The organism is Anaerobacillus alkalidiazotrophicus (assembly GCF_001866055.1).
The window spans coordinates 1-13,490 of record NZ_MLQS01000022.1 but is presented as its reverse complement, the minus strand read 5'-3'; the positions used below and the strand labels follow the sequence as shown (position 1 = coordinate 13,490).

At 34.9% G+C, this 13,490-nt stretch carries 10 protein-coding genes; 3 read left to right on the top strand and 7 right to left on the bottom strand.

Features of this window, described 5'->3' with window-relative positions:
• Window positions 1-143: 143 nt before the first annotated feature.
• The 6 genes from BKP45_RS14385 to BKP45_RS14360 all read right to left on the bottom strand — a co-directional run bounded on the left by BKP45_RS14385 (window position 144) and on the right by BKP45_RS14360 (window position 9,620).
• Window positions 144-3,779, bottom strand: coding sequence for a cobaltochelatase subunit CobN (locus tag BKP45_RS14385; protein ID WP_071390391.1), 3,636 nt, complete (start codon window positions 3,777-3,779; stop codon window positions 144-146).
• A 61-nt stretch (window positions 3,780-3,840) separates the two neighbouring features.
• Window positions 3,841-5,724: a magnesium chelatase subunit D family protein gene (locus BKP45_RS14380; protein WP_071390390.1), complete on the bottom strand. Its 1,884-nt coding sequence runs from the start codon at window positions 5,722-5,724 to the stop codon at window positions 3,841-3,843.
• Between the two features lie 12 nt (window positions 5,725-5,736).
• On the bottom strand, window positions 5,737-6,660 hold the full coding sequence (locus BKP45_RS14375; RefSeq protein ID WP_071390389.1) for an ATP-binding protein: 924 nt from the start codon (window positions 6,658-6,660) through the stop codon (window positions 5,737-5,739).
• A 27-nt stretch (window positions 6,661-6,687) separates the two neighbouring features.
• Window positions 6,688-7,440 carry an ABC transporter ATP-binding protein gene (locus BKP45_RS14370; RefSeq protein ID WP_071390409.1) on the bottom strand — a complete coding sequence of 251 codons (753 nt, stop codon included), beginning with the start codon at window positions 7,438-7,440 and terminating at the stop codon, window positions 6,688-6,690.
• 49 nt (window positions 7,441-7,489) lie between these two features.
• The gene (locus tag BKP45_RS14365) at window positions 7,490-8,560 is read right to left on the bottom strand and encodes a FecCD family ABC transporter permease (RefSeq protein ID WP_071390388.1); all 1,071 of its coding nucleotides are present in this window, start codon (window positions 8,558-8,560) and stop codon (window positions 7,490-7,492) included.
• 1 nt (window position 8,561) lies between these two features.
• Window positions 8,562-9,620, bottom strand: coding sequence for an ABC transporter substrate-binding protein (locus BKP45_RS14360; protein ID WP_084787976.1), 1,059 nt, complete (start codon window positions 9,618-9,620; stop codon window positions 8,562-8,564).
• A 659-nt stretch (window positions 9,621-10,279) separates the two neighbouring features.
• Here BKP45_RS14360 and BKP45_RS14355 point away from each other — a divergent pair.
• The 3 genes from BKP45_RS14355 to srtB all read left to right on the top strand — a co-directional run bounded on the left by BKP45_RS14355 (window position 10,280) and on the right by srtB (window position 13,104).
• A complete protein-coding gene (locus tag BKP45_RS14355; protein ID WP_071390387.1) occupies window positions 10,280-10,879 on the top strand; it encodes an NEAT domain-containing protein in 600 nt (199 codons plus the stop codon).
• Window positions 10,880-10,989: 110 nt separating this feature from the next.
• Window positions 10,990-12,111 carry an NEAT domain-containing protein gene (locus BKP45_RS14350; RefSeq protein ID WP_071390386.1) on the top strand — a complete coding sequence of 374 codons (1,122 nt, stop codon included), beginning with the start codon at window positions 10,990-10,992 and terminating at the stop codon, window positions 12,109-12,111.
• Window positions 12,112-12,327: 216 nt separating this feature from the next.
• A complete protein-coding gene (srtB, locus tag BKP45_RS14345; protein ID WP_084787972.1) occupies window positions 12,328-13,104 on the top strand; it encodes a class B sortase in 777 nt (258 codons plus the stop codon).
• 68 nt (window positions 13,105-13,172) lie between these two features.
• Here the strand turns inward: srtB and BKP45_RS23055 are convergent.
• On the bottom strand, window positions 13,173-13,490 hold a 318-nt coding region (locus tag BKP45_RS23055), incomplete at its 5' end, for a transposase (RefSeq protein WP_245747515.1).

The window sequence follows — 13,490 nt, the reverse complement described above, 5'->3', positions numbered from 1 at the left end:
ATCGCTTGGCTTGTCGCTTATTCTTAAATAGTGAAAGCATTAGTTTTTCTTATTAGAAAAACCGCGCCAGTATTTCTACTATAAGCGCGGCTTTACAATCTTCTTACTTATATTATCCTAGCGATGTTTTACAACCCTATTTATTAAGTTAGTTCACCAATTTTTTCTTCGATGCTACCTTCTAACTCTAAATACGTTTCTTTTAGTTGTTGTAGCTCTTCTTCCGTAGCTTCCCAATATCCTCTTTGGTTGCATTCTAGTAAAATTTCAACCATGTCATAATAAGCCCATTTATTATTCTCTTTTAGTCTTTCTTTTAGCTCTTGATCGGCTACATACGTCTCGTGCATGCTACTAAACACCCAATTTTCTACTTTGTTTGTCGTAGCTGCTAAGCCAAGGACATTTTGGAAACGTTCAACCATATGCTGAACACCATGATATTTATGTTCTAGCATTCCATCGATCCATTTCGGATTTAACACTCTTGTTCTTACCCCACGATTAATGGAATGTTCAGCACTTTCTGTTTCAGCCTTTTCACCAGTCGTATCACTTATATAAATTTCCGCTTTTTTACCACCACTAGCCATTTCTGCTGATTTAGCCATACCGCCAAAGAACTCATAATAATGATCCAAGTCAGTTACTTCTAATTCATGGTTACTTCTTACTTGGCTTACAATTTCGATTGCCGATAAGTGGGTATTAAGTAGATCTTTCATCGGTACGCCTCGATACCTAGAGCTATATACGTGCTGCATTCCGTTACTATACGTATCACCTAGTTGATCTTCTGTTTCCCAGTTTTTCGTTTCAATCACTGTTGTTAGCTTCGTCGCATAAGCTCCTTCGACTGGACCGAAAATTCTAGCATATGAAAGATCTTGGGCGTCTTCATGTGAATAGCCTTGTGAAATTAACTGCTCATAAACTTTTTTACAATTAGCTTTAAAGTAGTTTTCCTCATCAGACTCGTCTAATTTTGCAACCATTTTAAAGATACGGTGTAATTCTTCCATTAAGTTCGGGAACATATCTCTAAAGAAACCACTAATGTTAATAATAATATCTAAACGAGGTCTGTTTAACTCTGCCATTGGAATTACTTCATATGTCGGTGCAAACATGCCACGGCCTTGAATTACACGAACTCCTAAATAATATAAAATTTGACCGATCGTTTCTCCTTGTGTCCGAGATGTTTCTAAGCCCCATAATATAACACCAATGCTTTGTGGGTATTTATGATGTTTAGCTAAATATTGATCGACCGTTTGTTTACCGATATTCTCACCTGTTGCTACCGCTGACTTTGTTGGTACTTGAGTAGGATCAAATTGATAAAGATTATAGCCTGTCGGGAATACTTCAGGCTGTTTTACCATGTCACCTGCTAAACGGACAGGTAAATATTTTCCGTCTAGAGCTCTTAGTAAACCTGGTAGTTCCATACAATTTTTACTTGCTTCGAGTGCCTGATAACCGAACTGTAGTGCTTTTAAGCAGTCCTCATTTCCTTCTTCTGTATTGAAATGATCACTTGGAATAGTAAGAGTCGAAACATAAAAGTCTACCAATTCACTCGCTTCTTTATCTAACTGTGCCAAAATTCTACTTTCATTAGTATCTAGCAATTGATCATACTCTAATTGTTTATTCTCCGCTAAAATTCTTCTTAGTGATTTGCAATTATCTCGGTCATAGCGTAAAACAAACTTCATATATTGAACGGCTGCCTCATGAGAATAGCCTTCTCCAAATAAATGCAGACCTTTTGGTATTAACGAGCGTTTCATACGATATAATTCATGTTCAATTTCTTCAAGATCTTCACAATTAAAATTAAGCTTTTTCGCTTCATCCATAATAGTAGCTAATAAATCATCACTTCGTCTTAATCCACTTAACTCAGTCTCCGCATGTTCACTCATTAAGCTCTCTAATTTTACTAGATCACCATATAAATCAGATTCCATAAATGGTGTAGACTGATAACTTACTAAAACCGCATGTGAACGACGTTTAGCAATCATCGCTTCTGAAGGGTTACCAGAATAGTAAATATATAAATGCGGAAGATCAGAAACTAGATAATCTGGCAAGCAATCACCTGACATCGCTACTTCTTTCCCCTTCATAAACTCTAACGTACCGTGAGCACCGACATGAATAATCACATCAGCTTCAAACTCATCTTTTAACCATTGATAGTAAGCAAAATACTGGTGATGAGGTAAAATAGAGCGATCATGATACGCTTTTTCTGGGTTTTCATGAACTCCACGTGTTGGTTGTAAGCCAAGGAATATATTATCTGAAATAATTCCTGGGATTAAAAAGTCTTTTCCATCAGTCATAACAGTTCCAGGCGATTTACCCCATTGCTCTTCAAGCTCATCAGCCCATCCTTTATTTTGCATTGCAATTTCATGAGCTTTAGAATCATAACGAATGAAATCATCGCTAGGAGTATCTCCAGACCATTTCCCAGAGTTAACAAGCTTTCCTGCCGTAAACTTTTCCATTAATTCGTCAGCCGTAAAGTCGTTAACTTGATAGCCTTCTTTTTTCAATGACCCTAAGATATTTGCTACCGATTCAAATGTATCTAAGTACGAAGCTCCGAAAAGGCCGCCTTCGCCTGGCGGGTAGTTGTAACAAATAATCGCTACTTTCTTTTCGCTATTTTGCTTTCTTTGCAGATTCAACCAATTTTTCATACGATTAAGCACTTCTTCAACTCGTTCCTCAATTAGTGCTAATCGTTTAAATTTAATTCCATATTCCTCATCAGCTTTTAAATTTTCAAGCGCTGCAATTGGAATTGTTTCAATACTTCCATCTAGCTCAGGAAGCATCACATTGAGTAAGTATTCTGACGGAGCTAATCCTTGAACAGACTGTTCCCAGTTTTCTTGTGTACTACTTGACATAAAGAAAGCATGAAACAATGGGATGTTAAGCTCTTCTAGAAAATCGATGATCGGTTTTACACCGCCGCCGCCCATAGGACCCATGCCTAATCGGAATGGTAAAAAGTTCATTAACAAATTCGCTTTTGTTTCTTCACTATTGTTTAAAAACGACCGAAGTTTTTCAATATCTAAATTCCCTAACGATGTCGTTGCTACAGGAATCACATTTGCAAATGGTTTAATACGTTCAGCGATTAATTCAACCATATCGATTGTTCTTAACGGAAAGCTAAACCCGGTAAAAAGTAATGCAACCGTAGGCTTCGTTTTATCAAAATTTACCGCATCTGCATAATCTTCAAACGTCGCATACGGTGTTTTTGTATTGGGGTCAAAAATTCCGGTAGGCTCTAACGTTTGTGGTGGATTTGCTTCAGGTAAAAATTTCAAATCTCCATAAGCTCTTCCTAAAAAGTATAAGAAGTTTGTAATATTTTCCTTACCTGTAAAGCGCCAATAATCTTGGATTAATTCAACGTGGCTATCATCCTTTAAGTTTTTTAGCATATGAAACTGCCGGTTCGGGCCACCGCCAATCGGAATTATGTAGCTTGTAACACCCGTTGAAAATTCAACAACTCTTTGTACTAATTCCTTACTAGCTGCATGCATATCTAAAAATAAAAATTCTGCTTCAACAATAGCTTGTTTCAGTTCTTGTAATTCTGTTTCATTATATTCTCTAAACGTATCAAAAAGGTTAAAAGAAAACACACGTTTATTTTGTTCGTCCATTTCTCTTAAAACAGCAGTTAAGTCTGACATCGCTGCACTTGAATTTGAAATAATCGTAATTTTCATTCATGCCATCCTACTTTCTTTTAATTTAAAGGGACAAGGGCGAGATTCTGTCCCACCCCCGTTATAAAATAGCTTTAACCGCACTAACAATATTGTCTGATTTTAATTCATCTAATTTGTAGTAATCAGCATTTAATGCTTTAGCGATTTCTTTTGCGATACCTAAATTAATAAAATTGTTTTCAATGTCAATGACTAAAGACTGTACTCCTGTTGCAGCAATATGTTGTGCAATATCAAGAGCTTCTTTAACAGGGTCTGTTCCATTCATACCATGGTTTGCTTTACCGTCAGTAACGACAATTAATATTGGAAGAATTTCTTGATCTTTAATTAACGCTTTTCTTAAACGTTCATAACCTAAGAAGAGACCGTGTGCAAGCGGAGTTTTTCCACCTGTCGGCAGTTCTCTTAATTTTCTCTGTGCTAAATCGACACTTCTAGTAATATCTAAAATGAGCTCGGCAGTATCTTTTCTAAAAGCAATCATCCCAACAGAATCACGTTTTTGATAAGCATCATTTAAAATTGATAACGTAGCACCTTTAACTGCTTTCATACGTTGTTGCGCTCCCATTGATCCACTAGCATCAACGACAAACAGCAATGTATTACCGATTCTTTTTTCGCGAACTTTTTTACGTAAATCAGCATCGGTAATTGTAATCACATTTCCATTACTTTTTCTTAATTTTTGAAAAGGAGCTGCTGCTCTAATTGTTGCAACAAATGCAAGATCAGTCACTTTGCCACTTGAAATTGCCGCTTTAACGAAGCGCCCTTGTTTTGTTCCTGAGCGTGTTTTACTTCTTTTACCGCTTCCTTTGCGAATTTGGCGATCTTTCTCAGAAGCGATAATTTTATTTAATTTAAATTGTTCGCCAATATCTGAAACCGACTCTTTATCTTGAGGAAGTTGATTATCTTCTTGATCTTGTGGTGGTTCAGTTGGTGGTAGTTCATCCATACTATCTCGATCATTGTTGTCATTTTGCTGATTTTCTTGACTAGGATTATTTGGTTGATCATGATCTTCTTCGTGTTGATTTTCGTTATTGTTTTGCTCTTCTTGTTGTTCTTGTTGATTTTCTGGCTTCTCACGCATTCGATGAACGATGACATATTGAGCAGCTTCCTCGATATGTTTTACTGAAACAGAATTTTGTTCATTTAGTGCTGCAATCGCCTTAGCTGCTTCGATTAAATATAAGTCAGCACGATGCCCTGAACAATTTGCTTGAAGGGCAATACTAGCACATAAATCAATCATTCCATCAGGAACAGTAATTGACTCAATTAGCTGTTTTGCCTTAGCAATTTTTTCACGTAAAAGCTTATTTTCTTTTTCGTATGATAAGTAAAATTTCTTTGGATCTTCTTCATATTGTAAACGTCTTTTAATAATCTCAACTCTTGATTGTAAATCTTCTTCTCCTTTAACCGTTACATAAAGTCCGAAGCGGTCTAAAAACTGTGGCGATAGCTGACCTTCTTCAGGGTTCATTGTCCCGACTAATGTGAACTTAGAAGAATGAATAAAGGAAATACCTTCTCTTTCAACTCGGTTTATCCCTGATGATGCGGCATCTAAAATGATTTTTGTAATTCCATCACTCAAGAGGTTAACTTCATCAATATAAAGAATATGACCATCCACTTTCGCTAAAAGACCTTCTTCAAGCTCTTTAACTCCTTCTTTAATAGCTTTATCTAGTTTGATTGTTCCAACAACCATTTCTTCAGTAACGTTTAGTGGCAAGTCGACGACCTTTGTTTGTTGAAGAAGATCACCTAATGCTCTTACCATTGTTGATTTGGCTGTTCCTCGTTCTCCAGTAATCAATACACCGCCAATTTTCGGATTAACTACGTTCATCAATAGAGCTTTTTTTATACGTGCTTGACCGATGATTGCTGAAAACGGGTACACATATCGCTGTTCCATGTTAAACCTCCATTACACTAAGCACTCTTCGTTCACGAGCTTCTCAATGTCACTCCAACCTTGATTGTAATCCTCAAATGGAGTTCTTCTTAAGCGATGTGGAAGAACGAGGGTCGCAGCCTTTAGTAAGTCATTTTTTTCAACTTGTAATCTTCCTTCAAAAGCTGCGATTGTCATTGCTGTTTTAATCATCATTAAATCCGCACGGTGACCATCAATATCTAACTTAATTGAAATCTTTGCTGCTATTTCTAACGTTTCATCTGTAACGACTACATCATGAATGACTTTTTGAGCGTGGATAATTTGTTCAGCTAATAATTGCTGTGCTTCCTCGTATCCTGTAACAAAGCTTTCTGGATCTTTTTCAAAAGCAAGTCTACGCTTTACAACTTCAACACGGTCTTTCGGATTTTGTTCACCGATTACTTCAACTGATAAAGCAAAACGGTCTAATAATTGCGGCCGTAAATCTCCTTCTTCCGGATTCATTGTCCCTACTAGCACAAATTTTGCTGGGTGAGAATAAGAGATTCCTTCTCGCTCAACTGTATTAACGCCCATCGCCGCTGCATCGAGTAATACATCGACAATATGATCGTCTAATAAATTGATTTCATCAATATAAAGAATATTTTTATGGGCTTTTGCTAATAAACCAGGTTCAAACTTCTTTTCTCCGGTTTTAATTGCTTCTTCAATGTTAAGTGATCCAACTACTTGATCTTCTGTTGCACTAATTGGTAAGTCAACAACTTTTAATGATTCAAGTAAATCTGCTAAAGCTCTTACTGCCGTTGATTTAGCGGTTCCTTTTTCACCGCGAATAAGAACGCCACCGAGGGCTGGGTTTATTACATTTAAAATTAATGCTTTTTTCATATTTTCTTGACCTACAAGGGCCGTAAATGGATAAATGTTCTGTTTTATACTCATAGGTGTAACCTCCAGAAGTTTAAATTTTTATCTTGCTATTACTTTACATTTTTGCTTTGCTACAGAGCATTTTGGTATAAAAAACGGTGTACCTTCATCATGATATATACTGACATCAATCCCAAATATTTCTTCAAAAAAGTCACAACAAAAGATTTCTTTAGGTGAACCTTGACGGACAATACTGCCACTTTTCATTGCGATTAGACGATGACTATACTTTGCAGCTTGATTTAAATCATGCAAAACCATCACAATCGTGATGCCGTTTTCTTCATTTAGTCTTTTTACTAATTCCATCACTTCTAACTGATGTGATATATCTAAATACGTGGTCGGTTCATCAAGTAGTAAAATATTTGGTGTTTGCGCAAGCGACATCGCAATCCAGGCGCGCTGCCTTTCTCCACCTGAAAGCGAATGTAGCGGTCGATATCTCAAATGTTCTAGGTTCGTTGCCGAAATGGCAAACTCAATTATGTCCTTATCTTCAGCACTCGCACCTTCATACCACTTTTGGAATGGATTTCTTCCATATTTAATGAGATCATAAACAGTTAAATCAAGATGATGATCATGAACTTGCGGTAGCATTGTTAATTTTTGTGCAATTGTCTTTTGTGACATTTCAGCAATTTTTTTGCCTTCTAAATAAACACAACCATTGTTTGGATTGATTAATTTCGTTAAAAGTCGTAAAACTGTTGATTTACCCGAACCGTTTGCGCCGATAATACTGACAATTTCACCTTTTTTTAACTGAAATGAAACATCGTTAATTGAAAAAGTCGATGACCGAAATAAGTCTAAATGTTCTGCTACTAATACATCATTTCCCAACTTTTATTCCCCCTCTATGGAGTAAGTATAAGAAGAAAGGTGCACCTAAAAATGCCAACAAAATACCTACAGGCAATTCAACAGGGTCAAACCAACTTCTAGCTGCCGTATCAGCAAACACGACTAAAAAAGCACCACCTAATGCTGAGATCGGTAAGAGGAATTTATAATCATTCCCAACTAACATCCTTGCAATATGCGGGACAACTAATCCAACAAACCCAATTAAACCCGCAACACTTACAGCTGCTCCCGCTAAAAAGGCACTTAAAATAATTAAGAAAAGTCGACTTTTTTCAACGTTATGCCCTAAAAGTTTTGCTACTTCATCACCTAATAAAAGTAAATTAGCATGCCTTATTGCAAAAAATGCGAGTATTAAACCTATCGTTGCATAAGGGAAAATAATCGAAAAATGAGGCCAGCTTCTTCCACCTAACCCACCGGCAAGCCACGGTAAAACAGCTTGAACACGATCACTATATAAAACCATCACAGCAGTCATAGCTGCACCTAATAAAGAGTTAACGGCAATACCCGCTAAAATGATTTTATAAGGAGAGCCACCGCTCCCTGTATTAGCTAACACATAAATTACAAGCGTTGTTGTAAGCGCTCCGATAAATGCACCTAACGGTAAAAGATGCAAATGCAATGGAAATAAAATCATCATGATAACCGCCACTAGTCCTGCACCTGCTGAAACCCCAACAATTCCCGGATCAGCCAAAGGGTTTCTCATAACACCTTGTAATAAAGCACCTGCAGTCGCTAAACTTGCTCCAACTAATAATCCTGTTAATACCCTTGGTAAGCGAAGATCATAGACGATTTGTGAATACAAACCCTCTTCACTCCCAAAGAGCGCCTTCCAAACATCACTAACTGAAATGGATACTGCACCAGTAATTAATCCGTAAATAATCGATAAAACTACTAAAGAAATTGCAGTAATTAAAACTATCCATCGTTTTTTTTTCCTCGGATCACCTTGCTCCATTTTATTTTCACTAGGTTCTTTAGATGGTACTGGTTTTAAAAGAGCAAATAATATATTCATCTTAATACTCCAAACTATCTAAACTATCTTTCAAAAACTGCAATGCATCAACAATTCTCGGACCTGGATTTGTTCCAAACAACTCATGTGGTAATACGATTATGTTTTCATTTTTTACTGCATCCAAGTTATTCCAAGCTGGATTTTGTGACATTTGTGTTTGAAATTGCTGTAAAGCCGCTTTTGCATCACCGTGAGCCATAAAATAAATCGCATCTGGATTTGCCTCTAAAATTCGCTCTAAGCTTAACTGTGCATACGTTGGATACATATCTAACCTAGGTAAATCTTTAGCTACATTCTCAGCACCCGCTAGTTCAAAAAGGTTACCTGATAATGATTGTGGCAGCGCGGCCATTGTTTCATCTTGAGTACCAAATAAAACTAAAACCCTAACTGGATTTTCACGTTTAGCAGCTAAAATTTCCTCGACTGTATTTTCAATATCATTAATTAATGCTTCAGCCTCTAAATTTCGATCTAATAGGTCACCATACATTTTAATTAAACTAATAATGTCTTCTAAACTATCACCTTGAGTTAAGACAACATTAAGTCCTAAAGATTCTAAAGTCGGTACGTCATCTAAATTTAAACGCGTATGACCAATAAACATATCCGCTTGTAACGCTGCAATTTTTTCAAAATTAATCCCCTTCGGAAAACCAATATCCTCTGCAACTTCTGCTTCTGGTGGCCTCACAATTCCTGAACTACTTTGTGGGCGCCCAACTACTTCTCCACCAAGCGCATATATAATTTCCATATCAGCTGGAATAACAGTCACAATTCTCTCTGGTAATTGTTCAAAAGTAACTTGACGATTTGCTAAATCAAATATTGTTAGTGGAAAATTACTTGTTTGTTCTACTTCTTCATTACCTTCATTATTTTCTTCTACCTCATTTGTTTGATCAGTATCGTTTATTTCCGTTTTACCTGAATCTGCTAAACTATCTTGTTTGTCACAACCTACTAGTAATACAAACAAAGATAATAATAGTAAAAATGAAATTGTTATTTTACTAACCGTGCTAAAATTACTACTAACTTTAAACATAAAAATCCTCCTGTTATCAATTTCTAATTTTTTCTTAGTTGAAAATAGTTATCATTATCATTTGGTTAAATCATATATTCAAAAATGTTTATCTGTCAACAGCTAATTACATTTAAAATCTTTTTCAAAAATGTAATAAAAACCACGTTTTTTATTGAGTATATATGATATAATTTGCATCAATTTTCAATTGAAAATGATTTTCTTTGTCATTAACAACTCAGAAAAGTTTCTTCTAGAAAATACTCCCTTTACTCTTTTCTAAAATTAGAACTTCGTTCATTTCATCTAGATTATTTCATTCAATCACAATTCAATTTTATAGATTTAAATAAATTATTTTTAGCTGATAAGGCTAATCTACTATTTATATTATTTTGGCTTAGTTTAAAATGATTTGAAAAATATTTATTAAAAATATATTGACTAAATGAATATCACTTTGCTATTCTAATTTTCGAGTTGAGAATAATTATCATTTTCAAGTACTCGGTTTTTGTACATAAACTACTTTTAATACTTTTACCGAGTTCAAGGGGGGCTCTTCATCAACTAAACTTCAAAAAATTTAAATTTAGTTTAGGGGGGATTTTTAAATTTAGAGTTTTCAGTCATTATTATCGTTATATTTTAATACTAAACAAATGGAGGAATTATTGATGAAATCGAATGTTAAAAAGTTATTAGCTAGTTTACTAACAGTTATTTTTGTTTTTTCAGCTTTCGTTGGGACAGGTGCAGCTTCTGTTCTTGAAGATGGTACTTATGAAATTTCATACGATGGACTACATATTACAGAAGATAAACTATCTGCTGCTGATACTATGGGGTCTTTAATTAAACCTGCTAAATTAGAAGTTAATAATGGAAATATCGTAGCATTCATCACGATCTCAGGAAGTCCTGTAAAATATGAAAATAACGCTGGAAATATGGTGCCTGCAGAAATTACTAAGGAAAACGGTGATCAAAGAACATATAAATTTAAGCTAGCTAATCTTGACGCTCCAATTATTATCGGCACTCACGTAGCAGCAGTCGGTATTGATGTTGAGTATCGTATTGTTTTCAAAAAAGACACGTTAAAGAAAATCTCTGATGATGTATCAAGCTCAAGCTCAAGCGCTGCAACAGCTTCAAACCCTCAAACAAGCGATACTATTTTCTCTACTTTATCAAGTTTAGGTTTAGTAATGTCGTTACTTTTAGTGGCAACAGTTGTTGTTAATAAAAGAAAAGCTGTTCGGAATGAGGGCTAATTTTACTATTGATTTAAGTTACAACTAAATTACTACTTTTTCAAAAGAACCCTATAAATCTAATAAACGTAGGGTTCCTTTTTAAACTTAATAGGGAATGGAGAAAATATATGAAAAAAATTCTATTTTTAGCGGTTACTATATTTTTATTTGTCGTAACGATGGCTAATGGTATTGCAGCTTCTAGTTTCGAAAATGGAATATATACTATTCAGGTTGAAGGAAGGCATACTGTAACTGGTGATTATTCAACTGCAAATGGTCGTTTAGTAAATCCAGTACAACTTGAAGTACAGAACAATGATATAGAAGTTACACTTTCTACCACTGTTCCACTTACAAATTTACGTGTTGGAGTTAGTGAAACACCTGCTGAAACAATAGACACGAATACTTACAAATTTAAAGTAGCTACTATTGAAGCTCCAACAGTTTTAAAATATCATCAAAATCCACCTGGAATGGATGTAAGTTTTAACCTAGTTTTCTTAACAGATACTTTAGTAAAAACTGCTGAACTACCACCATCAGAGGAAGAGGTACAAGATGATCAAAGTACTTCGGTAGAGGAAGAACAACAAAATGATAACGAACAACCTAACAACAATGAACACCAAAATAACGGTAATCAAACTGAAACTACTCCTATAGACACTTCTGAAAAAAGTGGTAAATATTCAATTAAAATTGATGCTGTACGTACTGATAATGGTAACCCTTCTATGATGGGCCAAAGTCTATTGAATCCCGCTATTTGGGAGTTTGTCGATGAAAAAATTTATGCTTATGTAACTTTTACAAACCCACTAACAGATGCTAGTGTGAAAAACAGTGCTGGTGATTTTGTACCGTTTCTTGACATAATTAATGAAACTGATAAAACAACATACAAATTCGAAATATTTGATGTTAACGAACCGGCTATTATTGAAACTCATATTGCAGCTAACAATAACATGAGAGTTGATTTCAAATTAGTTTTTGACCAAAGTACTTTAGAAAAATTAGATGGTGAGACTGTAGAGCACGTTGCTTCAAGTACACCTACACCTGAAAATAATACAACTACAAAACAAACAGAAACTAATGAAACAAAAGAAACTAACACTTCAAACCAAACAGAAAAAATAGCAAATCCAAAAACTGGTGATACTTTCTCGATGTTTTATATCGCTATAGCATTTTTGTCATTAGCTGGTGCGACTTATTCATTACGCTTGAGAAAGAACTAATCTTTTAATCAAAGCCTAAGACTTTCCTTTAATTAGTGAAAGTCTTAAGTAATATGTACATACAATAGGCGCATGATGTATTATCGTCACAATCTAGGTTTTTTTTAGGCGGCTTTCCCCACTTCGACGTGATATTCTGGGGAGTTTAAATCTTGAAACCTCGCCTTTCATTTGTCTTAGACACAAATATTAGTTTTAAAAGTAAGGGGAATATCGATGAAAAAGCTTTTAACAGCTGCGTGGGTTATATTACTTAGTATTTCCATATTTATAGTATCCGATTATTTACTAGAAAGTAATCGAAATAACAAAATGTATGATGAGTTACGAACACAAGTAAGTACTGTTAGTGCCCATAATAATGTCGAAATGACTAGACCAATTAAAGAACAAAAAACTATTGAAGATGATATAGTAGTAGAAGTTGAAAAGGTCATAACAGAAAAATTTCAATTCCTTTTAGATGAAGTTAATCAAGATATTGTGGGCTGGATTACAATTCCAGGTACTGTCATTGATTATCCAGTTGTAAAGGGTGAGGATAATGACTTTTATTTAGATCGAAATGTTAATAAACGTAAAGCTAGAGCTGGCTCCATCTTTATGGATTTTAGAAATTCAAGAGTGAACGATGATATTCATACAATCCTTTATGGGCATAATATGAAAGATGGTAGTATGTTCAAAGAACTAATTAACTTCAAAGACGAATATTTTTTTAATAAGTTTAGGGTTATAGAATACCATAATTTGTACGAACAAACCGAGTGGGAAATTTTTTCTGTTTACGTTACAAATACAGACTTTTATTATATTGAAACTGATTTTTCTACAAATAGTGATTATCAATTATTTTTAGATAGTATTGTAAAAAGGTCTCTTTTTGAAACAGATATCGAAGTCATGGTAGGTGATCAAATTATGACACTTTCAACATGTGATTACGATTTTGAAGATGCTAGGTTAGTTGTACATGCTAAAAAAGTTAAATAAAAAATAAAGTGCAAAAGTTTACACTTTATTTTATATTTTCATATCAGATTATTATGTATAAAGTCAGTTCAGCCAGATTGGAAACATATTGATATCTCTACAGTAACCATATAACACTTTGTTGAAAAAGCAAAGCTAAGAGGCTGGGACATAACTAGCCAAAAATAAAGAAAAAAGGTTCCGATTATTGTATTTGATGATCGGAACCTTTTTTCGATTGGATTATTTTCATGACCATTAGTTCCGTTCGCGTTTATGGCGGTGTACTTTCTTAAGTTCACCGCCATAAACGCGAAGCCTAATTCATTTTCTACTTTCTCTTTGCTCCTCACAGACATTCGAGTGAAACGCAAATTAGCCTTCAAAAATCCGAAGACTGGCTCCAC

Bases quoted from the DNA above. Each gene is read 5' to 3' on its own strand.
- BKP45_RS14365 (WP_071390388.1), bottom strand. From the start codon at position 8,560: ATGAATATATTATTTGCTCTTTTAAAACCAGTACCATCTAAAGAACCT.
- BKP45_RS14380 (WP_071390390.1), bottom strand. From the start codon at position 5,724: ATGGAACAGCGATATGTGTACCCGTTTTCAGCAATCATCGGTCAAGCA.
- BKP45_RS14375 (WP_071390389.1), bottom strand. From the start codon at position 6,660: ATGAGTATAAAACAGAACATTTATCCATTTACGGCCCTTGTAGGTCAA.
- srtB (WP_084787972.1), top strand. From the start codon at position 12,328: ATGAAAAAGCTTTTAACAGCTGCGTGGGTTATATTACTTAGTATTTCC.
- BKP45_RS14385 (WP_071390391.1), bottom strand. From the start codon at position 3,779: ATGAAAATTACGATTATTTCAAATTCAAGTGCAGCGATGTCAGACTTA.
- BKP45_RS14355 (WP_071390387.1), top strand. From the start codon at position 10,280: ATGAAATCGAATGTTAAAAAGTTATTAGCTAGTTTACTAACAGTTATT.
- BKP45_RS14350 (WP_071390386.1), top strand. From the start codon at position 10,990: ATGAAAAAAATTCTATTTTTAGCGGTTACTATATTTTTATTTGTCGTA.
- BKP45_RS14360 (WP_084787976.1), bottom strand. From the start codon at position 9,620: ATGTTTAAAGTTAGTAGTAATTTTAGCACGGTTAGTAAAATAACAATT.